Below are 21,232 nucleotides of genomic sequence, written 5' to 3'. Positions count from 1 at the left end.
CCTCCTCCAGTGTTTTGGTTGTCGTGGCGGCGCGAGGCGCTAGCGCGCCCCGCGCTCCGCCACCAGGGCGCGGAAGGAATCCACGATCTCCTGGGGCGGCGTGTCCTGGAGCAGAACCTTGGCGACGCCCATGCGCTCGAGCTCGGCGACATCCTCGTCGGGGATCACGCCCCCACCGGCGACGATGATGTCCTCGCCGCCCTTCTCCCGGAGCAGCTCCAGGACCCGGGGGAACACCGTCATGTGCACTCCCGAGAGCAGGCTGATCCCGAGGATGTCCACGTCCTCCTGGAGCGCGGCATCCACGACCTCCTCCGGGGTGCGATGCAGCCCGGTATAGACCACGTCCATGCCGGCATCGCGCAGGGTGCGCGCCACGATCTTTACGCCACGGTCGTGGCCGTCCAGGCCGACCTTGGCGAGCAGCACCCGGATCACCGGTTCGTTCTCGGCCATTTCCTCTCCTCCTCGTTGTGTTGGCATCTACGCCGACAGCCGCTCGGCGGCCTGCTGCAGCCAGCCCGAGGCCTCGTCGGCGTGCTCGCGGGCCAGCCGCTCGGCGGCCGCCGCGTCGCCGGCGGCGATGGCCCGGTAGATTCGCTCGTGCTGATCCCAGATCGGTTCCTGATTGGCCACGTCATCGATGACGTGGAGCATCACCCGCCGTGTGTGGTGCCACTGGGTGGCCATCACCTCCAGGATCCGTGCGTTCGCGGCGGTCTCGTAGATCAGCCAGTGGAACTCCTCGTCCGCGGAGATCAGCAGCGGCACGTCCCGGGCGGCGAGCGCCGAGCGCCCGTCCTCGAGGATCCGCTGGCCCTCACGGCGGAAGTGCGCATCGCAGCGCCGGGCGGCCTCGCCGGCGGCGACCAGGTCGATGCCCGCCCGTAGCCCGTAGAGCTCGCGCACCAGTTCCCGGGTCAACGGGGCCACGCGCAGGCCCCGCCGCCCGGCCGGGCAGAGGAACCCCTCGCCCTCCAGGCGTTTCAGTGCCTGGCCCACCGGCAGCCGGGAGACATCCAATCGCGCGGCCATCCCCTCCTGGGTGACCCGCTCGCCGGGGCGCAACGTGCCCTCGCAGATGGCGTTGAGCACCGCGTGGTAGACCAGCTCCGGCAGCGGCTTGGGTACGTCGATCCGTTGCATCACTGTTCCCCCTCCCTGTGGGTCCTGCCCATTACCGCCAGCCGCCCCGGCAGCCGCGCACACACCGCCCGGGCACCATCGGCGGAGAGTCGCGGCCAGGCCGTGATCTCTTCGATGGTGCGGCCACAGCCACAGCACCAGCCCGTGGCCCTGTCCAGGGTGCAGACGCCGATGCACGGCGAGGATCCGGCAGGTGCTGCGGCTTCAGCATCGAGTGCATTCCTCATACTGTATACAGTAGACATCATTCACTGAGAGGGCAACCCTTTGATGCAGCCACGCCTGCTATGGTCTACTGTCTGTGGTAAGACCAATTCCGCCCCCTGCGGGCGGGTTGGCGCATGCTGGGTATCCACAGCACACGCCCGACCGGGCGAAAACCAGGAGGAGAGAGAGATGTCTGAGCAAGATCGCAAAGACGACACCACCACCGATACCGGCCGCCGGAGTTTCCTGAAGAACACCGCCATAGGCGCCGCCGGCGGCGCTGCGGTGCTGACCGGCGCGCCCTACATCGGCAATGCCCAGGCCCAGGACGGCGTGCGCCTACGCATCCAGAGCTCCTGGCAGCCGGGCACCGTCGGCTACAAGACCTTCGAGAACTGGGCCGGCCGCGTCCAGGAGCTCACCGGCGGCGAGGTCCGGGTGGAGCCCCATCCCGCCGGCGCCATCGTGGGGGACTTCTCCACCATGGACGGCGTGCGTGACGGCGTCATCGAAGGCCAGAACATGTTCACCGTCTACTGGGCGGGCAAGATGCCGGCCGGCGTGTTCATGAGCTCCTATCCCATGGCGCTATCGCTGCCCCACCACTGGGACATGATGTTCGGCGCCTACGGCGGCTTCGGCATGATCAAGGACCTCTACCGCCGCTTCGATATCGAGTTCCTCGGCCATGTCCACCACGACATGAACCTGATCCACTCGAAGGTGCCGCTGCGCAGCTTCGACGACTTCGAGGGCAAGAAGATCCGCTTCCCCGGCGGCATCGTCGCCGAGACCTTTGCCGAGGTGGGCGTGCGCACCACCCTGCTACCGGGCTCCGACGTCTATCCGGCCCTCGAGCGCGGCACCATCGACGCGGCGGACTTCGTCGGCCCGGCGGTGAACTACGAGCTCGGTTTCCACGAGGTCACCGACTACATCATCATGGGCCCGCCGTCGACGCCCTGCCTGCATCAGCCAGTGGACCTCATGGACATCGCCATCCAGCGACGCACTTGGGACCGGCTGTCCCCGCAGACCCAGGACCTCATGCACGACCTCGTGGCGGCCTACTCCCGGGAGCACTATGCTGCCATCCAGGAGGCCAACCGGCAGGCCTGGCCGAAGTACCGCGAGGCCGGCGTGGAGATCATCCACCTCAGCGAGGAGGACGCCCAGCGCTTCCGTGAGGCGGCCATCCCGAAGTGGTTCGAGTGGGCGAACAAGGACGAGGATGCGGCGAAGCTGTTCCAGCTCCATCTCGAGACCATGAAGGATCCGTCCGTCGCCGTCATCACCGACGAGGACATCGAGGGCCACGAGCTCGATATCTGAGGATGTCCCAACGGCCCCCGGCCCCCCTCGCGGGGTCGGGGCTCGCCCTTGCCGCACCGTCCGCGTGACGGTTTTTTTTGATCCCGAGGGGGGAGCCCATGATCGATCTGCGGATCAGCTGGGAGTTACCGCACTGGCTATACTGGGTCCTGCTGCTGATCGGACCGCTCATTGTCATGTTCTTCGTCTGGCGCGCCGAGCGCCGCGGGGATACGCCGAGCGGCGGGACCGTGCCCATGGAGGAGGAGGGCAACGCCCTCGACTATCTGCCGGGCAATGCGCTGACCCGATTCATCGACGCCATATCGGGGTTCACCGGCCGCTACGTGGCCTACTGGGCGCTGCTCGCCCCCTTCATCTATTCCTACGAGGTCCTGGTCCGCTACGCGTTCAACTCGCCGACCAATTGGGCCCATGAATCCATGTTCCTGATGTTCGGCGCGCAGTACGTCGTCGCCGGCGCCTACGCCCTGCGCGAGGACGGGCATGTGCGCGTGGACGTGCTCTACACCAAGCTCCGCGGCATCACCCGCTCGTCGTTGGACATCCTCACCTCGGTGATCTTTTTCATCTTCGTGCTGGCATTCACCGCCACGGCCTGGAACTTCTTCGCCAATTCGATGAATGCGGACGACTACTTCTGGGCCACCGGCTACCGCAATGAGGTCTCCTTCACCGAGTGGGCTATCCCCTTCTTCCCGTTCAAGTTCGCGATGTTCCTCGGCGGGATGTTGCTGCTGCTCGCGGGCCTCTCGCGGCTGATCAAGGACTGGCAGGCGTTCCGCCACCAGCTCCGTCGGGGCGACGGCAATCCCCTGCTCGGCTGGACGCTGGTGGTGGCCGCGGCAATCTTCGGCGTCATCGTCGCCTGGGAGATCGGCAACATCGTCCGCTACTTCCCGCTGGAGGCGCCGGTGTCCTTCGAGGGCATGCTGCAGAACACCAGCATCGGCTGGCTTACGCTGATCATGTTCGGGGGGCTGCTGGTCGCCCTCATGGCCGGCCTGCCCCTGGCCTTCGTCACCGGCGGCGTGGGCGTTATCTTCCTGTTCGTCATCAGCGACCAGGCGGCATTGCACATCATGCCGTCCCGCATCTTCCCGCTGATGACGAACTACCAGCTCTCCGCCATCCCGCTGTTCATCTTCATGGCCGCGGTGCTGGAGAAGGCCGGGCTGATCGAGGAGCTCTTCGACGTCGCCTACAAGTGGATGGGCGGACTGAAGGGTGGGCTCGGCGTCGCCACGGTCGCCGCCTCCACGTTGCTCGCGGCCATGGTCGGCGTGATTGGCGCCGCCGTGGTCACCATGGGACTGATCGCGCTGCCGGCCATGCTCAAGCGCGATTACCACCCCACCATTGCCCTGGGTTCAGTGATGGCCGGCGGGACGCTCGGCATCCTCATCCCGCCGTCGATCCTCGCCATCATCTATGGCGTGGTCGCACAGCAATCCGTCGGCCAGCTCTACGTGGGCGCCATCGTGCCCGGCCTGGTCCTCGCCGGCCTGTACGGCCTCTACATCTGGCTACGGGCCACGCTGAACCCGGGCAGCGGCCCGGCACTGGCCCCCGAGGACCGGGTGAGCTGGTCGGAGAAGGTCCGCCTGCTGCGTAACATGCTCGCGCCGATCACCCTGGTGATTATTGTGCTCGGTGCCATCTTCACCGGACTGGCCACGCCGGTGGAGGCCGCCGGTATCGGTACCCTCGGCGCACTGGTAGTGGCGGCCATGCACGGGCGGCTCACCTGGATCAACGTCCACACCGCGAGCATGACCACCCTCAAGGCCACCGCCATGGTCATGTGGATCATCTTCGGCGCCACCATCTTCGTGGGCTTCTATATCCGCCAGGGCGGCCAGGACTTCGTCATCGAACTGATCCAGGGCACCGGCCTCGGCCCCTACGGCATCCTGCTGATCATGATGATCGTGCTGGTGGGCCTCGGCATGTTCCTGGACTGGGTGGGCATCCTGCTGTTGGCGGTGCCGATCTTCGTGCCCATCGTGGAGGGGCTGGAGTTCAGCGGTGTATTCGGCCTGCCCGGCGTGGAGCCCGGGGATGTGGCCCTGTGGTTCGGCGTGATCTACCTGGTGAACATGCAGATGTCGTTCCTCAGCCCGCCGTTCGGCTACGCGCTGTTCTACATCCGCGGGGTCTGCCCGCCGAACATCACTATGGCCCAGATCTACCGGGCCTCACTGCCCTTCCTGGCCATCCAGGCCATCGCCCTGTTCCTGGTGATCATCTTCCCGGATCTGATCACCTGGCTGCCGAACCAGTTGTTCGGAAAATAGCCTCCGCCCTGCCGGCGGCAGTTGACCCCGCGTCATGCCGTCGGTAGGGTCTAGGCCCTGCTTCAGGTGCCCGCGGCATCGCCGCGGGTGAAACGGGAAGCCGGTGCGTCCCGCCCCCAAAGGGCGAGGCAATGCCGGCGCTGCCCCCGCAACGGTAGGCGAGCCGGGGAGCGCGACGCTCCCCACGGGCCGAACCATGCCACTGCGCCCCCCGGGCGCGGGAAGGCACGGCCCGCGGATCCCATCCAGCTCGTGAGCCCGGAGACCGGCCTGGAGCGTCACCGAAGACGCTGCGGAGGGCTGCGTCCGGGTTGCCGGCCACCAACCGACTCCCCGTCTCCCCTCCGCACGTCGCAGGATCACCGTCTTGCGCGGGTGCGCGCATATCAGGGGAGACAAAATGAACACCCGTATCAGCCTCGTCACCGCTGCGGCCGTCGCCGCCGCGGCCACCGCCCACGGCGCCGAGCTCACCGAGCCGGTGCAGGTCACCGCCACCCGGACCCCCATTACCGCCGACGAGGCCCTGGCGGCCGTGGACGTGATTACCCGGGAGGCAATCGAGCAGAGCCAGGCGCCGGATGTACACACATTGCTGCGCGGCCTCTCCGGCGTCTCCGTGACCAGCAACGGCGGCCGCGGCAAGCTTGCCAACGTCTATCTCCGCGGCACCAACAGCGACCACACCTTGGTGCTCGTGGACGGCCAGCGGCTCGGCTCCGCCACCGCGGGCAGCGCCGCTTTGGAACAGCTCCCCCTGGATCAGATCCAGCGCATCGAGGTAGTGCGCGGCCCCCGGGCGAGCCTTTACGGCGCCGACGCCGTCGGCGGCGTGATCCAGATCTTCACCCGGGACGATCCCTCCCACGTGCGCCTCGCCGCTGGCAGCCAGGAGACCTGGGAGTTCTCCACGGGCTTCGGCCATGCGGGGGAGCGCGGCGGCTTCAGCGCCGGTGTCTCCGGGCTGTCCACGGAGGGCTTCGACGCCACCGATGCCGACAACTTCGCTCATGACCCGGACCGTGACGGCTTCAGCAGCCGCTCGGGGCGCCTCGCGGGCGACTACGAAGTGACCAATGCCCTCACGCTACGCGGCCGGGCCCTGCGCGCGGAGAGCAACAACGAATTCGACGGCACGCCGGACGAGACCGATAACGTCCAGCAGAGCGTCAGCGGCGAGCTGGAATGGATGCCTGTGGAGACCTGGCGCTCCCGGCTGAGCATCGGCGAGACCGTGGACGACTCCGACAGCCGCGACTTCGGCGGCGACCGCTTCATCACCCGGCGTAAGTCGGTGAACTGGCAGAACGACCTCTTCCTGGGCGCCGACCATCTGACCAGCCTCGGCGTGGATTGGTACGACGATGAGGTCAGCGGCACCATCGACTACGCCGAGGACAGCCGCGACAATCTGGCCGTGTTCGCCCAGCACCAGTGGAGCCCCGGCGCCTTCGATCTCCAGGCCGCGGTGCGTCACGACGACAACGAGGCCTACGGCGGGGAGACCACCGGGAGCCTGGCCACCGGCTATGACTTCGCGCCGGCGCTGCACGGCTATGCGTCCTGGGGCACCGCCTTCAAGGCACCCACCTTCAACGACCTCTACTACCCGGATACCGGCTTCTTCAAGGGCAACCCGGATCTGGACCCGGAACGCTCCCGTAGCCTCGAGGCGGGTCTGCGCGGGGGTCGGGACTGGCGCTGGCGGTTCGCCGCCTTCCACACCGAAGTGGACGACCTGATCGCCTACGATGCGGGGGCGGCCGCGAGCGTCAACGTCAACGAGGCCCGCATCCGCGGCCTCGAGGGCGAGATCAGCACCCACCTCGCCGGCATTGACACACGGCTGGCCGCTACTTGGCTGGACACTGAGGACCGGGACACCGGCAACGAGCTGCCCCGACGCCCGGAATTCTCGGCGACCCTGGGCCTGTCGCGGGACTTCGGCCGCGCCACCCTGGGCACGGAGGTCCATTACGGGGGCGAGCGCTATGACGACCTGGCCAACACCACCGAACTGGACAGCTATACGGTGGTGGACGCCACCGCCGCCTGGCGCATCAACAATCAGTGGACCCTGCGCGGCCGGCTGAGCAACCTCCTCGACGAGGACTACCAGACGGCGGACACCTACGAGATGCCCGGCCGGGCCGTGCTCGTATCCATTAACTGGCAGCCCGCGCAGTGAACGCGTCGGACGCCGTGGTAGACGTCGTCAAGCACGCCTTCAAGGCCGGCATTCGCGCCCAGAAGGGGGTGGAGCTGTAGTGAGCGTGGCCCTGGCCTGCGCCCTGGCAGTGGCGCTGGACCGGCTGCTTCCCGAGCCGCGGCGCCACCCGCTCAACGCCTTCGCCGCGGCCGCGGCATCGTTGGAGGCCCGGCTCAACCACGGCCGCCGGCCACTACTGTGCGGCGCGCTGGCGGTGGCTACCCTGCTCGGGCCGCCGGCATTGCTCGCCTGGCTGCTGGCCGCGCTGCCGGTGGCCGGCCCCGCGGTTTCCGTCGCCCTGCTCTGGCTGGCCCTGGGCGGCGGCAGCCTCGCCGCTCATGGTACCGCGGTGGCGGCGCCGCTGGCCGCCAGCGATGTCCCCGCGGCCCGGACGGCGACCGCGCGGATGGTGGGGCGCGACACCGATGGTCTCGACACCGACGGCTGTGCCACCGCGGCGACCGAGTCGGTGCTGGAAAACGGCCATGACGCGGTCTTCGGCACCTTGTTCTGGTTCGTCGTCGCCGGCCCCCCCGGCGTCGTCGTTTACCGCCTCGCCAACACGCTGGACGCCCTGTGGGGCCATCGCGATGCACGGTTCGCACGCTTCGGTACCCCCGCCGCGCGGCTGGACGACGCCCTCGGCTTTCTCCCCGCACGATTGACGGCGGCCACCTACGCCCTGCTCGGCACCAGGCACGGCGGCTGGCGAGACGGCCTCGCCGGGGCGCGCGTCTGGCCGAGCGGCAACGCCGGGGCGGTCATGGGCGCCGGTGCCGGGGCCCTGGGCGTGCGCCTCGGCGGCCCCGCCCATTACCACGGCGTGCACCAACAGCGGCCGGCCCTAGGCGCCGGCCCCGCCCCCGATAGCCGCGACCTGAACCGCGCCATCGCCCTGGTGGACCGGGGTACCGCCGCCTGGCTCGTTGCCCTCACCGTGGGGGCCTGCCTTGCGTGAGCATGAGATCGAGCACGGTGGCCGAGTCCAGGCTGCGGCGGCGCGCTGCAGCGCTCGCGCGGCGCACCGTCCTGGTCCGGGCCTTCGACGACCCGTCGGGGCTGTGCTTCGGGCTGCCTGCCAGCCTCGCCGGTTGGCAGCGCCTGGACACCGCCCTGGGGGAGGTCAACCCATGAGGAACCTGCTTGCCGTCGTGCTCCTGCTCCACGCCACCGTCGCAGCGGCGGTGGAGGCCGTGGACGACGATGGCCGCCGAATCGAACTGCCCGGGCCGGCGGACCGAATCGTCAGTCTCGCGCCCCATGCCACCGAGATGCTCTTCGCCATCGGGGCGGGGGAGCGCATCGTCGGCACCGTCAGCTACAGCGATCACCCACCGGCGGCGCGGCAGATCCCCCGGGTAGGCAGCTACGACGCCGTCGACTACGAGCGCATCCTCGGCCTCGAACCGGACCTGGTTGTGGCCTGGGCGAGCGGCAACGGGACGAATACCGTGCAACGGCTTCGTGATCTTGGGCTGACGGTGTTCGTCAGCGAGCCACGGCGGATCGACGATATCCCGGCCACCGTGGAACGTCTCGGCCGGCTCACCGGCGCCGATAAGACGGCCCAGTCGGCAGCTGGGGAGTTCCGCCGGGAGCGGGCACGGCTGGCCCGGCGTTACGCCAATGCCCCGGAGGTCCCAGTGTTCTTCCAGATCTGGCACCGGCCGATGATCACCGTCAACGGCGAGCACCTGATCAGCCGGGTCATCGAGCTCTGTGGGGGACGCAACATCTTCGCCGGGCTGGAGACACTGGCCCCGCGGGTGGGCACCGAGGCGGTGCTCGCCGCCGATCCCGAGGCCATCCTCGCCGCCGGCCGGGACGCCCAGCGCCCACCTTGGCTGGAGGAGTGGCGGCAATGGGAGGCGCTTACCGCGGTGCGCCGGGGCAATCTCTTCCACCTGGACCCGGACCTCATCCACCGGGCCTCCCCGCGGCTTGTCCAAGGTGCGCAGGCAGTCTGCGATGCGCTGCAGGCCGCCCGGGAGCAAAGGCCGTGAGCGCGGCCACCCTAATGGTGCAGGGCTGCACCTCCGACGCCGGCAAGAGCGCCGTGACCACGGGCCTGTGCCGGGCCTTCGCCCGGCGGGGCCTCGATGTGGCCCCGTTCAAGCCCCAGAACATGGCGCTGAATAGCGCGGTGACCGTCGACGGCGGCGAGATCGGCCGCTCCCAGGCGGCACAGGCCCGCGCCTGTGGCCTGGAGCCCCACTCCGATATGAACCCGGTGCTGCTAAAGCCAAGCGCCGACCGCCGTGCCCAGGTGATCCTCGCCGGGCGTGCCCACGGCCACATGGACGCCCTCGACTACCATGAATACAAGCGCACCGCCCGGCGAACCGTCCTGGCGGCCCATGCCCGACTCGCCGACCGGTATCGGTGGATCATCGCGGAGGGCGCCGGCAGCCCCGCCGAGATCAACCTCCGCGAAGGGGACATCGCCAACATGGGCTTCGCCGAGGCGGTGGACTGCCCGGTGGTGCTGGTCGCCGATATCGACCGCGGCGGCGTATTCGCCACCCTGGTGGGCACCCTGGCGCTGCTGTCCGCGAGCGAGCGGGCCCGAATCGCCGGCGTGGTGATCAATCGCTTCCGCGGCGACCGCGCCCTGCTGGATCCAGGGCTCGCGTGGTTCAGCGAGTACACCGGCGTGCCGGTGCTCGGCGTGCTGCCCTATCTCCACGGCCTGCACCTGGAGGCAGAGGACGCCCTACCCGACCGCCCCGCCGAAGGCACGGGGCTGCGGGTGGTGGTTCCGGCCCTGCCGCGGATCAGCAACCATACGGATCTGGACCCGCTGCGCCTGCATCCCCAGGTGTCCGTCCAGTTGGTGGGCCCCGAAGAGACCCCACCGCCCGCGGACCTGGTGATCCTGCCCGGCAGCAAGTCCGTGCGCGCCGATCTGGACTGGCTCCGGGACCAGGGCTGGCCCGACTACCTCGCCCCACACCTGCGCTACGGAGGCCGGGTGCTCGGCATCTGCGGCGGCTACCAGATGCTCGGCACCCGGATCGCCGACCCCGAGGGCGTCGAGGGCCCGGCGGGGTCCGGCGCGGGCCTGGGCTGGCTGGACGTCACCACGGCCCTCACGGCGGGGAAGCGCCTCGCCCGGGTCCGGGGGACCCTCCACGGCGGCGCCGCCGTGGAGGGCTATGAGATCCACATGGGCGAGACCGCCGGCGGCGATCGGAAAAGGCCGTTCGCGCACCTCCCGGACGGCATTGCGGACGGCGCCGTCAGCGCCGACGGCCAGGTGGCCGGCACCTACCTGCACGGGGTCTTCGAGCACCCCGAGGCGCGCGCCGCGCTGCTGCGCTGGGCCGGTGTCGCCGCCCCGGTTACCACCGACTACACCGCCCAGCGCGAGGCGGGCATCGACCGGCTCGCCGACGCCGTGGAGGCCGAACTGGACCTGGACGCCCTGCTTGTCGCGGTGAGTGGACATCGTGAGTAAGCGACCGATGAGCACCGATGGAAACGGATAGGGTATCCGTATCTATCCGTGGGTCGTTCCTGCCAAACAGCCGCTACGAGTAGTAAACTCCCCGCCGATCCACGATTGGGAACACGGAATGAGTTTGGACGAGCACTGGTTCTCCGAGGCCTATGAAGACGAGGGGGTGGCGTTCTCGCTACGGGTGCGCCGGACCCTGCTGGATGAGCACACCCCCTACCAGCACCTGCAGGTCTTCGAGACGAGCCACTGGGGCAATCTCATGACCCTGGACGGTTGCGTCATGCTGACCAGTCGCGACAACTTCCTCTATCACGAGATGATGAGCCACCCGGCGCTGTTCACCCACCCCGAGCCGCGACGGGTGTTGATCATCGGCGGCGGTGACTGCGGCACCCTGCGCGAGGTACTTCGTCACCCGGCGGTCGAGCAGGCGGTGCAGGTGGATATCGACGAGGCCGTGACCCGGGCCGCCGAGCGCTTCTTCCCGGAGCTTACCGAGGCCAACGACGACCGCCGGGCGGAGCTCCGTTTCGCCGACGGGGTGGCCTACGTACGGGACGCCGCTGGCGGGGCCTTCGACGTGGTGATCATCGACAGCACCGACCCAGTGGGTTTCGCCGAGGGGCTGTTCGGGGCCGCCTTCCTCACCGACGTGCATCGGATCCTGGCCGACGGCGGGGTGCTGGTCCAGCAAAGCGAGTCTCCGCTGCTCCATGGCGAGGGCATCATCCGGAACCTCCACACCGCCCTCGCCGAGGCGGGGTTCGCCCAGCGGGCCACCTTGCCCTTCCCGGTACCGAGCTATCCGGGCGGCTGGTGGAGCGCCACCCTCGCGGGCAAGGGCGTGCCGGTGGATTGCTTCCGAGAGGCGGATGCCGCGGCGATGCCCTTCCCTACCCAATACTACAGCCCCGGGGTTCACCGCGGCGCGCTGGCGCCGCCGCCGCTGCTGGCGCGGGCCATGGCGGTGGGAAGCGGCACGTTCCCGTAGCCCAAGGCCGCGGCCTCCAGGCAAAGCGGCTCAGGGGATACGGGATCAGCGTTCCAGCGTAAGATGGTCGTTCTCGCGGCCGGCGGGATCAACGACGCGGATACGCTCGAGCCCCCGGCTCGGCACCCGCAGCGCGATGCAGGGATGGGTGATCACCGCAGGTACCAGCCCCGTCGGCGGCGGTGTGCGCTCGCGCAGCACCACCTCCAGGAACCCATCCTCCCGCCGAGCCTCCACCAGGGAAAGACCGAAGCCGCCGCTGGGCTGCCGGCCCATCCGGTAGATCAGCACCCCCTCCCGGGACCAATCCACGGATGCCACGGCGTCGGCGTTCAGCGGCGGATCGAAAACGGCCGCCTCGTTCGCCTCCGCCAACCAGATCCCGCCCCGTGCACCGGGCTCGCATTGCGGCGAGCGCCCGAGCACGCTCACGCTGCCACCACCGGCCTCCCCGGGCAGGGCATGGCAGGCACTCACCCCGAGTACGAGCCCCACTGCCAACACTGCGGCAAGGATCTTTTCCAGCAACACCCTACCTCCGCTCGCGGGCCGCCACCGGCGTCAGGGGCGACAGCGGCGCCACCCGGACGTTCATGCCGGTGCGCTCCTCCCCCTCCGTCAGAGTAAATGGCTCAGCCACCGGACCATCCGGCCAGCCACCACAGACTTCGCCGGGCTCGCACAACCAGCCGTCGGCATCCAGATCGCTGGAGGCCAGAAGCCGATAGGACCCCGGCTCCAGGCCCGAAAAAGTATAGGTGTAGCCGCCGTCGGCATCCAGGCGCTGCTCGCGCATGGGCGCCTCCTCGGGACCGGCGTCCGCGGGGCGCAGCTGCACGTACTGGACCCCGGCGTCCGGTGGTGGCGGCTCGCCACCCACGGCCGTCACCGGGATATCGAGCCGACGGCCGCCGACCGTGGACGCGGTCATGGTAGTACGATTCACGCCCGGCATCAGCGCCGAGCGGTCCACCTCCAGCCGGTACGCCCCGACACCCTCCGCCGGGAGCACAGTGAGCCAGCCTGCATTCGCCCGCGGCGGCCCCGAGATCGGGTCGGTACCACAGAGCACCCGCAGATCAAGGCCCAACCCATTACGGAGCTGACCGAAGTCCACCGTGGCGGGCACCGCATCGAGGCGTGGCTCCGGCACGATACGACCGTTCGCGATGCCCGCGGCATAATCCACCGCAGCGGCGGCATCCAGCCGTCCGTAACCGAGGGAGGGATCGCGGACATCCGCCACCCCATCGGTCAGGGCCCCGGCACGCAGGCCGCATTCCAGATCCTCCGGGCTAAGCCGCGGATGCTGGGCCATCATCAGGGCAAACACGCCCGCGGCCTGGGGCGCGGCGAAGGAGGTGCCCGCCATGGTGTCGTAGGCGCGGTCGCCGCTGGCGGTGAGCACGCCGCTGGCGGCGTCTCCCCCGGGGGCGGTCAGAGACACGGACTCGCCGATCGTGGAATAGGCGGCACGATCACCACCACGCACCGTCGCCCCCACGCCCAGGACGCTGGCATGGGCCGCCGGGAAGCTGGGCGTGGCATCGCCGCTGTTGCCGGCGGCGGAGACCACCACCACGCCCCGCGCCCGGACCGCCTCGAACTCCACGGCCTCGGCCTCACCGCCGGGACCGCCGAGGCTGATGTTCACGATATCCGCCCGCGGCTCGGCCACCTCGGGGCCGGCCGGTGAGGACAGGCCCGCGGCGTAGCGCACCCCGTTGATGGCATCCGCCAGCGTGGCGCCACCGGCGCTGGCGACACGCACGGGGAGGATCCGCGCCGCGTCCCAGGAGGCGCCGGCCACGCCCAGGGCATTGTCAGTGGCCGCCGCCACCAGTGCGGCCACCGAGGTACCGTGGGTCACGCCGTCCAGGGCGGGATCCGTGGGATCCGGATCGATACCGTCACCGTCATTGGAGAACAGGGGGCTGGAGACGAAATCGAAGCCCTCCTCCCACAGGATGCGGCCCTGCAGGTCCTCGTGGGGCCGGATCCCGTCATCCACCACCGCCACAGTAACGTCGGCGCCGGTACCGATGCCCGAGTCCCAGGCCGTCGGCAGGGCGAGCTCCGGATAGTGCCACTGCTCCGGATAGCGGGGATCGTTGGGGATACGCCGGCGTTCCCAGATATAGTTGGGCTCGGCGTAGCGGACCCCCGGATGCCGGCGCAACCGCGCCACCACCCGCAGGGTCTCCAGCCGACCGGCACCGCTGGCCTCTACACCCAGGCGCTGAAGGGCGGCACCGCTGCCGGGATCGCCGAGGCGCAACAGCCTGGGGGCGTCGCCCCCACCGCCGAGGCGCCGCAGCGCCTCCCCCGGCGGCAGTGACGTGCCGGCCCTCAGGCGAAGGACGATCTCACCGGGGACGAACGCGGCGGCCGCCGCCGCGATGTCCGCCCCCGCCGCCCCGCCGGCCAGGGAAAGCACGTACATCCCGGCCCGGTCCTCAGCCCGCACGGTGATCTCGTAGTCGCCGTCGGCGGGCACCAGCAGGGTACGCACCGGCGCGGCGGTCTCGGTGCGGGTGAGCGCGCAGGTCCCGGACGGCAGCGGACACAACGACAGGCTGAGCCGGCTGCCGTCCACGGAGAGCAGGGAAACCGGCTGCCCCCTCGCGAGGGTGGTGCGGAAGGCATCACCCGCACCGAGCCGCTCCGCGTATCCGCTGGCGGTGGCCGGACTGGCGACGTCACGCCCACCGTCGGGGGCATCGGCGTAGATACCGGCGGCGACAAGCAGCCGCCCACTCACCGAGGTGCCGCCGTCGCCGTCCCCACCCCCACAACCGGCCAGGATGATCGCCGACGCCGCCAGCGCCAGCCAGGGTTGCCGCAATCGCCTCACCGCACCTCCCGTATCGTCGTCTCCCGCAACCGGTCCAGGCGCAGCCGGCTGCGGCCATCGAACAGCCTCCGAGCGGCAAGACGGTTCGCCAGCAGCGTCCCGAAGCCGGTCCCGGTCATGATCAGCAGAAAGATCAGTATCTGATAGCGTACCGCCTCCGCGGGCGGACTGCCGGCGAGGATCTGGCCGGTCATCATGCCGGGCAGGCTGACCACACCCGCGGCAGCCATCGCGTTGATCACCGGGATCATGCCGCTGCGCATGCTCTCCCGGCGCAGCGGCGCAATGGCCACCTGCCAGGGCTCGCCGAGCATCAGCCGCGCCTCGATGGCCCCGCGCTGACGCCACGCCCCTTCAGTGAGCCGTTCCAGCCCCAACGCCACCCCGTTCATGGTATTGCCCAGGAGCATGCCGAGCAGCGGTATGGCGTATTGGGGGCGGTACCAGGGGTCGGGCTGGACCATCGCAAGCAAGGCCAGGGCAGCGGTGGCGAAGCTCGCCACGAACATGGCCCCGGCGCCGACGCCGTAGCCCCACCATCCGGCCAGGGGGCGACGCTGCCGGGCGTGGACCTCGCGGGCCGCGATGGCGAGCATGGCCAGGCCGATGAGCACTACCCAGTACCAGCGGGAAAGCGCGAAGACCGTCTCCAGTACCAAAGCCACCAGGGCCAACTGGATGACCATCCGCAGCGCGGACCAGAGCAGGGAGCGGCTGACCGCGAGGTGCTCCCGCCAGGCGATGCCGGCGAGGGCGAACACCAGCAGTGCCGCGGTCCCCAGGTCCCAGACGGAGAGCGGAATGACCCTCATCGCAGCTCCCGCACGGTGGCGTCATCACCAATCGCGTAGTGCCGGGCCGTCATTCGCGCCAACTGCTCGGGGTCGTGGCTGACCCAGAGCTGCCCCCTCCCCTCGGTCGAGAGAAATGCCAGCCAGCGCTCCACGGCCGCGACGTTGGAATGGTCGAGATTCGCGGTGGGCTCATCGAGGAGCAGGACCCGCGGCCCCCGCACGGCCGCGCGCAGGAGGGCCAACCGCTGGCGCTCCCCCGACGACAGCCGGGCCACCGGCCAATCCATCACCTCCGCGTCGAAGCCGAGACCTCGGAGGGTGTCCTCCTCCGGGCGGGTCGGGAAATGCTCGCCCACACGATCCGCCCACCAGGCACTCTCCGAGGGCACCAGCATCACCGATGCCCGCCAGCGCGGCGCCGGCATGGCCAGGGCGTCCATGCCGTCCAGGGAGAGTCGTCCCTGCCAGGGATCCAGGTCGGCGAGCGCCCGTAGCAGGCGGGTCTTTCCGGAGCCGGAGGGGCCACTCAGGGCGACGCGCTCGCCCGCCTCCACCACCAGCCGTGGCACCGTCACCGCTCCCGCCTGCATCCCTTCCGCCAACAGCGCCACCGACCGCTCCCATCCACCCATGGAGCACCCCTTATACCGGCGGCAGCACGGACGCTACAACCGTCCGCCCATCACAACCGGCGCAGGGTCCAAAGGAAGTAGGCCCCACCGATAAGCGAAGCCGCCAGACCGGCGGGTATTTCCTGGGGGAACAGGATTTGGCGGCCCAGCCAGTCCGCCAGCACCGTGAGCACGGCACCGACCAGCACGGCCCCCGGCAGGTGCATGGCGGAACGGGCGAGACCGAGCAACCGCGCCGTGTGCGGAGCGATCAGCCCGACGAAGCTCAGCGGCCCTACCACCAGGGTGGCGCCGGTCGTCAGCAACGCCACTGCCACCAACAGGAGTAGGCGGGCGGGCGCGACCGGCACACCCAGCGCTTGGGCGGTCTCCGGGCCGAGGGTGAGCAGCTCCAGCCAGCGCAGGCCCGCAAACACCGCCGCGGCGAGCACTATGGCCAGGAGGAGCAACGCCACCGCCCCGGGGAGCTCCACGTGGTAGGTGGAGCCGGACAGCCACGCGAGGACCCGGCCGGTGCGCGGGTCGCCGCCCGCCAACACCAGGCCGCGAACCGCCTCGAACATCGCCATGATGGCGACCCCGGTGAGCAATACCCGCTCCGGGCGCATGCCATTGCCGCGGTTGAGCGCGATGAGCACGGCCAGGGCGGCCAGCGCCCCCGCCGTCCCGGCCACGGCGAGCTCACCCCTGCCGGGCTGGGGCAGCAGGAAGATCGCGGCGATCAGGGCCATGGCGGAGCCGCCGCTGATGCCGAGCACCTCGGGGCTCGCCAGCGGGTTGCCCGTGAGCCGCTGTATCACCGCCCCCGCTAGGGCGAGCGTCACCCCGGCTGCCGCCGCAGCCAGCACCCGTGGCAGGCGCCACTCGAGCACCACGGGATCCCAGGGGGCCAGCCAGTGCCAGCCCGCCACCCCCTGCCCCAGCCCCAGGGCCAGCACCACCGCGATCAGCAGCGCCAGGGCGAAGGCGGTGAGCAACCGTGCCGGCGCGGCATGCCGCGGGAAGAGACCGTGGCCGGCTGGCGGCGGCGCCTGTGCGATGCCCAGCCGCGGGATGAGCCATAGCAGCAGCGGCGCCCCAAGGGCAGCGGTGGCGGCACCGGTGGGCACCAGGGTAGCGAGCCCGCCGGCGTAGCGCCGCAGCGCCAGATCGGTGGCCGCCAGCACCAGTGCGCCGATCAACGCCGACCAGCCCAGGCGGGGGGCGAGACGGCGGGCCCCGGCCAGGCGTGCGATGTTGGGAGCGAGGAGCCCGACGAAGGCGATCACCCCCGCCTCGGCGACCACGCAGGCGGTAAGGAACACCGCGACGGACAATCCGGCGATCCTTGCCCGGCGCAGGGATACACCCAGCCCGCGGGCCCCTTCATCGTCGAGCTCCAGGACCGTCAAGGTGCGCACCAATAGCAACGCCACCCCACCCGCCAGGGCCAATCGCGGGGCGAGGAAGGCGACACCATCCCATCCCGTTTGCGCCAGCGAGCCGGCCCCCCAGATCATCAAGCCCTTGAGCGCCTCGTGATGGAACAACAGCAGTACCATGGCCAGCGCCCCCAGGTAGAGGTTGACGACCATGCCGGCGAGCACGACCAGCAGCGGCGCGGCTTGCCGGCGCCAGGCCAGCGCCATGACCAGCCCCATGGCCGCAATGCCGCCGGCGAAGGCGGGCCATTCCCGGCCTGCGGCCAGCAACCCGGGGGCGAGCAGGGTCGCCAGCATGAGGGCCAGGTTGGCGCCGCTGGCCACACCCAGGGTGGTGGGGGCCGCCACCGGGTTGCTCAGGACCTGCTGCAGGAGCACACCGGCCAATCCCAGGGCCGCACCGCAGAGCAGCGCGCTGATCAACCGGGGCCACCAGCTGTAACGCAACCGCAGCAACTCCGGATGGGAGGGGGCCTCCCGCAGTGCCCGAAGCCCATCCACGATCCCGGCGCCGTCCTGCAGGGCGAGGGCCGCCAGCACCACAGCGAGGCCGGCGAGCCCAACGGCCAGGCGGGCCGGGGACAGCCCCCGCGACCCCTCACTCATCGTGCTCGCCCCGCGTGAGCCCGGCCGTCAGCACACGGGCGAAGCGCGCCGCGGCATGAGGCCCGCCGAAGCTCCAGACCGGGGGCAGGCGGACGACACTGCCATCGGCGACGCCCGGGAGCTGCCGCCACAGGGCACTATCCTGGAGCGCGGCGTCCACCCCCACCGGCATCGGCTCGACCACCACCAGCCTCGCGTCGTACTTGATCAACGCCTCGAGACCCACCAGCGCAAAGCCCCAGCGGTTGGTAGCGCCGCCCCAGGCGTTATCCAGGCCGAGCCGGACGATCACCGCGCCGTACAGGCTGTCCTCGCCGAACACCCGCACGTGTCGCGGGTCCATGAACTGCACCACAAGCAAGGGTCGCCGGATCTCACGCAGCCGCTCCCTCTGTGCCGCTACCACGGCCTCGGTCCGCTCGATCAGGGCCGCGGCGGCACGGGATCGCCCCACCAGCGCACCCACGCGGCGGGTGAGCCGGCTCAGCCCATCCCAGACCGGCGCGTCGGGTGCATACAGGCCGATCTCGGTGACCGGCGCAATGCGCGAGAGGCGAGGCTCCAGGTGGGAGAACATGGGGGAGATCAGGATTCGGTCCGGTTCCAGGGCTGCCAGTCGCTCCATGCTCGGCTGGCTCCTCAGCCCGAGATCCTTCACATCCCCGGGGAGCCGAGGCTCCCCGACCCAATCCCGGTAGGCGGCGGGCTGGGCCAGACCCACCGGCGTCACGTCGAGGGCGAGGAGGGTCTCGGCGATCGTCCAGTCCAGGGTGGCGATACGCGGTGGCTGCCCGTCGCCGTCGGCCCCGGCAACGGCGGTCACCAGCAGCAGCAGGACTGGCAGCAGGACCCACCCGCGGCGGGCCGTTACGGGTCCGCCGCTACCCTGCCCAGACCGGTACAGCAGGACGCATGGACGGCGGGCCACTATCCGGCAGGGCTGTTGGGCAGGCGACACCAGTGGGCTCCGGCGTTGCAGCAGTGGCCGGCAATTTACCCGTAAACGGAACCATTCGCAATTGCGACAACGATGCAAAGAAAACGCCCCAGGGGTATCCCCCGGGGCGTTGCGCGCTGACGCCGGTTGTTATTGGTTCAGGTCAGCTTGGTGAACTCGGGGTAGGCCTCCAGGCCGCACTCCCCGATGTCCACACCCTCGCTCTCCTCCTCCTCGGAGACCCGGATGCCGACCACCGCCTTGAGGATGCCCCACACGATGAGGCTAGCCACGAACACCCAGACGAAGATGGTCAGCGCCCCCACGATCTGGCCGAGCAAGCTGGCACCGTCGTTGGTGATCGGCACGATGAGCAGGCCGAAGATACCGACCACACCGTGCACCGAGATCGCACCCACCGGGTCGTCGATCTTCAGCTTATCCAGGGCGACGATGCTGAACACCACGATCACGCCGGCAACCGCACCGAAGATGGTGGCCACCAGCGCCGAGGGGGTGGAGGGCTCGGCGGTGATCGCCACCAGACCGGCCAGGGCACCGTTGAGTAGCATGGTGAGATCCGCCTTGCCGAAAGCCACGCGGGCAGTGGCCAGCGCGGCGATGGCGCCGCCGGCCGCGGCGGTGTTGGTGTTCAGGAACACCATGGCCACCGCGTTGGCGCTGGCGATGTCACCGAGCTTGAGCACCGAGCCGCCGTTGAAGCCGAACCAGCCCATCCACAGGATGAAGGTGCCCAGGGTGGCCAGCGGCAGGTTGGCGCCGGGGATGGCCCGAATCTCGCCCTTGGGCCCGTACTTGCCCTTGCGGGGGCCGAGCAGTATCACCCCGGCGAGCGCGGCGGCGGCGCCGGCCATGTGGACGATGCCCGAACCCGCGAAATCGGAGAAGCCGAGGTCGCCGAGCGAGTAGAGGCCGAACACCGAGGCCCCGCCCCAGGTCCAGGCACCCTCGAGGGGATAGATGAAACCGGTCATCACCACCGCGAAGGCGAAGAAGGCCCAGAGCTTCATACGCTCGGCGACGGCGCCGGAGACGATGGACATGGCGGTGGCGACGAAGACCACCTGGAAGAAGAAGTCCGCAGCGTCGGAGTATACCGACCCGCCGCCGAAGCCGGCCTCCGCGGAGGCGGCGAGGACCTCGTCGGCGTAGCCCGGCCCGCCCGCGATGCCGGCGAGGAAGATGTCACCGCCATACATGATCGCGTAGCCGCAGACCATGTACATGATGCAGGCGATGGCGAACAATCCCATGTTCTTGGTCAGGATCTCCGCGGTGTTCTTGGAGCGCACCAGCCCGGACTCGAGCATGGCAAAGCCGGCGGCCATCCACATCACCAGGGCACCGCAGATGACGAAGTAAAAGGTATCGATGGCGTACTGGAGCTCGAAAATCTGATTTTCCACGTTCAGGCCTCCATTCGGTTGTTCATGGGCGCCGCCGGTTACAGCGCGTCCTTGCCCGACTCACCCGTGCGGATACGGATGGCCTGCTCCAGCGGGAAGATGAAGATCTTGCCGTCGCCGATCTTGCCGGTGTTGGCGGCCTTCCCCACCGCCTCCACGGCGCGGTCGACCAGGTCATCGTCGAGGGCCACCTCGATCTTCATCTTCGGCAGGAAGTCCACGACGTACTCGGCGCCGCGGTAGAGCTCGGTATGGCCCTTCTGCCGGCCGAAGCCCTTGACCTCGGTGACAGTGATCCCCTTGACCCCGATCTCCGAGAGGGCCTCGCGGACGTCGTCGAGCCGGAACGGCTTGATAATCGCAGTGAGCAGCTTCATTGCAGGTCTCCCAGGTCCGCCGGCATCGCCGGCACTGCACAACACTCGATAGAGTCCTAGCATTTGCTATGCCAACCTAGGAAACCCCTTTTTATACAGGGCGTTATTAAATACGGTGCGTCTTGCTTTTCGATTACCGCCAGGACCGACGCACCAGATTGGTGCCGCCCCGTTCCGGTGCAACGCCGCGATGGTGCGTTCGCGCCGCCGCGGGCGCGGGCGTAGAATGCGGAAACAGGCAAAGGAGGGATGGATATGCTCAGTCCCAAGCAGCTCGACGAGATGGCCCGGCGGGTGAGCGAGCACCTGCCCGGGGGGCTCCGCGAGTTCCAGCAGGAGATCGAGAAGAACACCCGCACGGCAATGCAGTCGGCGTTCTCGCGCATGGAGCTGGTCACCCGCGAGGAGTTCGACGCCCAAGCCAAGGTGCTCGCCCGGACCCGGGCGCGGCTGGAAGGGCTCGAGCAGCGGGTGGCCGAGCTGGAGGCACGCCTGAACGCGGAGGAAGGTAGCGGCGGCGAGCAGCCCACCGCGGAGTGATT

At 69.7% G+C, this 21,232-nt stretch carries 20 protein-coding genes and 1 riboswitch; of the genes, 9 read left to right on the top strand and 11 right to left on the bottom strand.

The features are described from left to right. Positions 1-39: 39 nt before the first annotated feature. The 3 genes from ACQ754_RS07255 to ACQ754_RS07245 are packed head-to-tail and all read right to left on the bottom strand — an operon-like array spanning position 40 to position 1,373. A complete protein-coding gene (locus ACQ754_RS07255; protein WP_440996337.1) occupies positions 40-456 on the bottom strand; it encodes a cobalamin B12-binding domain-containing protein in 417 nt (138 codons plus the stop codon). 27 nt (positions 457-483) lie between these two features. Next, complete coding sequence (locus tag ACQ754_RS07250; protein WP_440996336.1) at positions 484-1,146, bottom strand: GntR family transcriptional regulator; 663 nt, start codon at positions 1,144-1,146, stop codon at positions 484-486. Beyond that, the gene (locus tag ACQ754_RS07245) at positions 1,146-1,373 is read right to left on the bottom strand and encodes a DUF1289 domain-containing protein (protein ID WP_440996335.1); all 228 of its coding nucleotides are present in this window, start codon (positions 1,371-1,373) and stop codon (positions 1,146-1,148) included. Before ACQ754_RS07245 ends, ACQ754_RS07250 begins: the two co-directional genes overlap by 1 nt. Positions 1,374-1,542: 169 nt before the next feature. On the opposite strand from ACQ754_RS07245, the gene dctP reads away from it, so the two are divergent. The 8 genes from dctP (at position 1,543) to speE (ending at position 11,642) form a co-directional block, all read left to right on the top strand. Then, positions 1,543-2,685 (top strand): TRAP transporter substrate-binding protein DctP, encoded by a 1,143-nt coding sequence (gene dctP / locus ACQ754_RS07240; RefSeq protein ID WP_440996334.1) that lies wholly within the window; start codon positions 1,543-1,545, stop codon positions 2,683-2,685. A 98-nt stretch (positions 2,686-2,783) separates the two neighbouring features. Continuing rightward, complete coding sequence (locus ACQ754_RS07235; protein ID WP_440996333.1) at positions 2,784-4,982, top strand: TRAP transporter large permease subunit; 2,199 nt, start codon at positions 2,784-2,786, stop codon at positions 4,980-4,982. Between the two features lie 47 nt (positions 4,983-5,029). Then, a riboswitch (cobalamin riboswitch) is annotated at positions 5,030-5,270 on the top strand. A 112-nt stretch (positions 5,271-5,382) separates the two neighbouring features. After that, a complete protein-coding gene (locus ACQ754_RS07230) occupies positions 5,383-7,170 on the top strand; it encodes a TonB-dependent receptor domain-containing protein (protein ID WP_440996332.1) in 1,788 nt (595 codons plus the stop codon). Between the two features lie 79 nt (positions 7,171-7,249). Then, positions 7,250-8,149, top strand: a complete 900-nt coding sequence (locus ACQ754_RS07225; protein WP_440996331.1) for a cobalamin biosynthesis protein — start codon at positions 7,250-7,252, stop codon at positions 8,147-8,149. Positions 8,150-8,166: 17 nt separating this feature from the next. Then, positions 8,167-8,325: a hypothetical protein gene (locus tag ACQ754_RS07220; protein WP_440996330.1), complete on the top strand. Its 159-nt coding sequence runs from the start codon at positions 8,167-8,169 to the stop codon at positions 8,323-8,325. After that, positions 8,322-9,194 carry a cobalamin-binding protein gene (locus ACQ754_RS07215; RefSeq protein ID WP_440996329.1) on the top strand — a complete coding sequence of 291 codons (873 nt, stop codon included), beginning with the start codon at positions 8,322-8,324 and terminating at the stop codon, positions 9,192-9,194. The genes ACQ754_RS07220 and ACQ754_RS07215 overlap by 4 nt, the downstream gene beginning before the upstream one ends. Further along, on the top strand, positions 9,191-10,648 hold the full coding sequence (locus ACQ754_RS07210) for a cobyric acid synthase (RefSeq protein WP_440996328.1): 1,458 nt from the start codon (positions 9,191-9,193) through the stop codon (positions 10,646-10,648). Before ACQ754_RS07215 ends, ACQ754_RS07210 begins: the two co-directional genes overlap by 4 nt. 118 nt (positions 10,649-10,766) lie before the next feature. Next, positions 10,767-11,642 (top strand): polyamine aminopropyltransferase, encoded by an 876-nt coding sequence (gene speE, locus ACQ754_RS07205; RefSeq protein WP_440996327.1) that lies wholly within the window; start codon positions 10,767-10,769, stop codon positions 11,640-11,642. Between the two features lie 45 nt (positions 11,643-11,687). Here speE and ACQ754_RS07200 read toward each other — a convergent pair whose 3' ends face one another. The 8 genes from ACQ754_RS07200 to ACQ754_RS07165 form a co-directional block, all read right to left on the bottom strand. Beyond that, positions 11,688-12,170, bottom strand: coding sequence for a protease complex subunit PrcB family protein (locus tag ACQ754_RS07200; RefSeq protein ID WP_440996326.1), 483 nt, complete (start codon positions 12,168-12,170; stop codon positions 11,688-11,690). Positions 12,171-12,174: 4 nt separating this feature from the next. Next, positions 12,175-14,496, bottom strand: coding sequence for a S8 family serine peptidase (locus ACQ754_RS07195; RefSeq protein WP_440996325.1), 2,322 nt, complete (start codon positions 14,494-14,496; stop codon positions 12,175-12,177). Further along, the gene (locus ACQ754_RS07190; protein ID WP_440996324.1) at positions 14,493-15,308 is read right to left on the bottom strand and encodes an ABC transporter permease; all 816 of its coding nucleotides are present in this window, start codon (positions 15,306-15,308) and stop codon (positions 14,493-14,495) included. The genes ACQ754_RS07195 and ACQ754_RS07190 overlap by 4 nt, the downstream gene beginning before the upstream one ends. Continuing rightward, complete coding sequence (locus ACQ754_RS07185; protein ID WP_440996323.1) at positions 15,305-15,922, bottom strand: ABC transporter ATP-binding protein; 618 nt, start codon at positions 15,920-15,922, stop codon at positions 15,305-15,307. The genes ACQ754_RS07190 and ACQ754_RS07185 overlap by 4 nt, the downstream gene beginning before the upstream one ends. 50 nt (positions 15,923-15,972) lie before the next feature. After that, complete coding sequence (fhuB, locus tag ACQ754_RS07180; protein WP_440996322.1) at positions 15,973-17,949, bottom strand: Fe(3+)-hydroxamate ABC transporter permease FhuB; 1,977 nt, start codon at positions 17,947-17,949, stop codon at positions 15,973-15,975. Then, positions 17,942-18,907, bottom strand: a complete 966-nt coding sequence (locus tag ACQ754_RS07175) for an iron-siderophore ABC transporter substrate-binding protein (protein ID WP_440996321.1) — start codon at positions 18,905-18,907, stop codon at positions 17,942-17,944. Before ACQ754_RS07175 ends, fhuB begins: the two co-directional genes overlap by 8 nt. 137 nt (positions 18,908-19,044) lie before the next feature. Next, positions 19,045-20,319, bottom strand: a complete 1,275-nt coding sequence (locus ACQ754_RS07170; protein ID WP_440996578.1) for an ammonium transporter — start codon at positions 20,317-20,319, stop codon at positions 19,045-19,047. Positions 20,320-20,351: 32 nt separating this feature from the next. Beyond that, a complete protein-coding gene (locus tag ACQ754_RS07165; RefSeq protein ID WP_440996320.1) occupies positions 20,352-20,690 on the bottom strand; it encodes a P-II family nitrogen regulator in 339 nt (112 codons plus the stop codon). 255 nt (positions 20,691-20,945) lie between these two features. Between ACQ754_RS07165 and ubiK the strand changes: the two genes are divergently transcribed. Continuing rightward, positions 20,946-21,230, top strand: coding sequence for a ubiquinone biosynthesis accessory factor UbiK (ubiK, locus tag ACQ754_RS07160; RefSeq protein WP_440996319.1), 285 nt, complete (start codon positions 20,946-20,948; stop codon positions 21,228-21,230). Positions 21,231-21,232: the final 2 nt, after the last annotated feature.

This window comes from Arhodomonas sp. SL1 (genome assembly GCF_052060015.1).
Classification (GTDB): domain Bacteria; phylum Pseudomonadota; class Gammaproteobacteria; order Nitrococcales; family Nitrococcaceae; genus Arhodomonas.
Note: the sequence above shows the minus strand (reverse complement) of the source record. Positions and strands in the feature narration are given on the sequence as shown.

Bases quoted from the DNA above. Each gene is read 5' to 3' on its own strand.
- ACQ754_RS07190 (WP_440996324.1), bottom strand. From the start codon at position 15,308: ATGAGGGTCATTCCGCTCTCCGTCTGGGACCTGGGGACCGCGGCACTG.
- ACQ754_RS07250 (WP_440996336.1), bottom strand. From the start codon at position 1,146: ATGCAACGGATCGACGTACCCAAGCCGCTGCCGGAGCTGGTCTACCAC.
- ACQ754_RS07255 (WP_440996337.1), bottom strand. From the start codon at position 456: ATGGCCGAGAACGAACCGGTGATCCGGGTGCTGCTCGCCAAGGTCGGC.
- ACQ754_RS07165 (WP_440996320.1), bottom strand. From the start codon at position 20,690: ATGAAGCTGCTCACTGCGATTATCAAGCCGTTCCGGCTCGACGACGTC.
- ubiK (WP_440996319.1), top strand. From the start codon at position 20,946: ATGCTCAGTCCCAAGCAGCTCGACGAGATGGCCCGGCGGGTGAGCGAG.
- dctP (WP_440996334.1), top strand. From the start codon at position 1,543: ATGTCTGAGCAAGATCGCAAAGACGACACCACCACCGATACCGGCCGC.
- ACQ754_RS07245 (WP_440996335.1), bottom strand. From the start codon at position 1,373: ATGAGGAATGCACTCGATGCTGAAGCCGCAGCACCTGCCGGATCCTCG.
- ACQ754_RS07215 (WP_440996329.1), top strand. From the start codon at position 8,322: ATGAGGAACCTGCTTGCCGTCGTGCTCCTGCTCCACGCCACCGTCGCA.
- ACQ754_RS07185 (WP_440996323.1), bottom strand. From the start codon at position 15,922: ATGGGTGGATGGGAGCGGTCGGTGGCGCTGTTGGCGGAAGGGATGCAG.
- ACQ754_RS07230 (WP_440996332.1), top strand. From the start codon at position 5,383: ATGAACACCCGTATCAGCCTCGTCACCGCTGCGGCCGTCGCCGCCGCG.
- fhuB (WP_440996322.1), bottom strand. From the start codon at position 17,949: ATGAGTGAGGGGTCGCGGGGGCTGTCCCCGGCCCGCCTGGCCGTTGGG.
- ACQ754_RS07235 (WP_440996333.1), top strand. From the start codon at position 2,784: ATGATCGATCTGCGGATCAGCTGGGAGTTACCGCACTGGCTATACTGG.
- speE (WP_440996327.1), top strand. From the start codon at position 10,767: ATGAGTTTGGACGAGCACTGGTTCTCCGAGGCCTATGAAGACGAGGGG.